The sequence below is a fragment of the Arthrobacter sp. 2YAF22_2 genome, from assembly GCF_052114645.1.
Taxonomy (GTDB): Bacteria; Actinomycetota; Actinomycetes; order Actinomycetales; family Micrococcaceae; genus Arthrobacter.
In genome coordinates, this window is the sequence record NZ_JBFRFD010000625.1 from 1 (window position 1) to 1,821 (window position 1,821).

Here is a 1,821-nt window from a genome sequence, read left to right on the forward strand (position 1 = left end):
CGGGCTGCCGTTCACCTACCCGCCCTTCGCCGCCCTGGTCTTCGCCGCCCTCGCCACGCTGGGCCAAAGCGCCGGCAGCCTCATCTTCGTTGCCACGGCCCTGCTCGGCGCCGCCGTCGTGTCCGCCTGGTTGACCCGGCACTACTTCGGGCTGCGCCGCTGGCGGGACGCGGCCGCGGACTGGCGGTTCCGGGCCGTGGCGCTCGCCGGCACCGCTGCCATCCTGCTGCTGGGGCCCTGGCGGGACACCTTCGACTTCGGCCAGATCAATATCATCCTGATGGGCCTGATCCTCGCCGACTTCGCCCTTTATGGGAAGCTGCGGGACGGGAAAGCACTGGATGGGAAACCGCAATCCGGGATGGTGCGGGCGGGGAAACCGAGCGCGGGCGGATTCCGCTGGCCGGCCGGGCTACTGATCGGGATCGCGGCCGGGATCAAGCTGACCCCGCTCGCCTTCGGGCTGTATTTCCTGGTCCGCCGCGACTTCAAAGCCCTTGGCTGGATGGCCGTCGGCTTCTTCGGGTCGATCGCGCTGGCGTGGGCCGTCCTGCCCACGGCGTCGGTGACTTTCTGGACCAAGATCCTGCCGGACACGGGCCGGATCGGCGGCCCTGCGTACGTGGACAACCTCTCGGTCAAGGGCCTGCTGCTGCACCTGGGCCTGCCGGACTCTTCCCTGACGACCCTGGTGTGGCTGGTGATTTCCCTCGCCCTCGCTGCCGTGGCTGCGCTCGTGATCAAATGGGCGGTCGAGGCGGAGGAGAACTTCGTCGCCGTGTCCGCCACCGCCCTGTTGATGCTGTTGATCAGCCCGGTGTCCTGGTCACACCACTGGGTCTGGATGGCCGTCGCGCTGCCGTGCATGGGGTTCGCGATCCACCGGATTCCGTCGCGCAACGGCAGGATGCGGCTCGCCGGCTGGATCATCCTGGCCGCCTCCGCCGTCGCCTTCTATCTGACCCCCAAGTATCTTTCGGTCATGGCCGGGGCGCACGAATGGGGCAAGGACCCGCAGACGCAGTGGCAACTCATTGTCGCGTGCCTGGGCGTGGTTTGCGGGATGGCGATGCTGGTCTACTGGGCGCTGGCCTACCGGCCCTCCCGCGCTGCGCTGCGGGCAGCGCGTTAGTTTACAGTCCAGGGGCTAGCTTTCTTGAAGATAGCCAGCTAGTCTGCCGATATGGCACTTCGATCCGACTGGTCCGCGCGCAGCTGCAGCATGGCCCGCGGCCTGGATATCCTCGGCGACCCCTGGGGCATATTGGTCCTCCGCGAGATCTTTTTCGGCAACGGGCGCTTCGACGCCATGAAGGCCCGGCTGGGGGCCTCTGACTCGGTCCTCACCCGTCGGCTGGCTGGCCTGGTCGAGGCCGGCCTGCTCAGCCGCCGGCCGTATGACGACGGCGGCCGGCGCCGGCAGGAGTACGTGCTCACCGCCAAGGGCGAAGATGCCCTGCCGGTACTCAACGCCGTCGTGATCTGGGCCGAGAAACACCTTGCCGCGCCGTCCGAACAGGCACACATGTTCGTCGTCCACAGCGGCTGCGGGCAACGCACCACCTCGGCGGACAGCTGCACGGCTTGCGGTGAACGGCTCACCGCCGAAAATACCAGCTGGCACAGCCTCACCCGGACCGCCAACCCGGTACCCCTCGCCACCGCCCCAGTGACACAGGAGACGACACAAGAGAACGGAACCGCGGCATGAGCGAGCCACAAACCACAGCCCGCCCCCGAACCCGGCGCCGGATCCATCCGGCGTGGACCGTCGCCGCCGTCGCGTTTCTTGCACTGGTCGGGGCCGCCGGATTCCGGGCG

The 1,821-nt window shown here is 68.3% G+C and carries 2 protein-coding genes; both read left to right on the plus strand.

The window, feature by feature from the left end:
- On the plus strand, positions 1–1,132 hold a 1,132-nt coding region (locus AB4Y86_RS17995), incomplete at its 5' end, for a glycosyltransferase 87 family protein (RefSeq protein WP_441403516.1).
- A 51-nt stretch (positions 1,133–1,183) separates the two neighbouring features.
- Positions 1,184–1,711 (plus strand): winged helix-turn-helix transcriptional regulator, encoded by a 528-nt coding sequence (locus AB4Y86_RS18000; protein WP_441403517.1) that lies wholly within the window; start codon positions 1,184–1,186, stop codon positions 1,709–1,711.
- Positions 1,712–1,821: the final 110 nt, after the last annotated feature.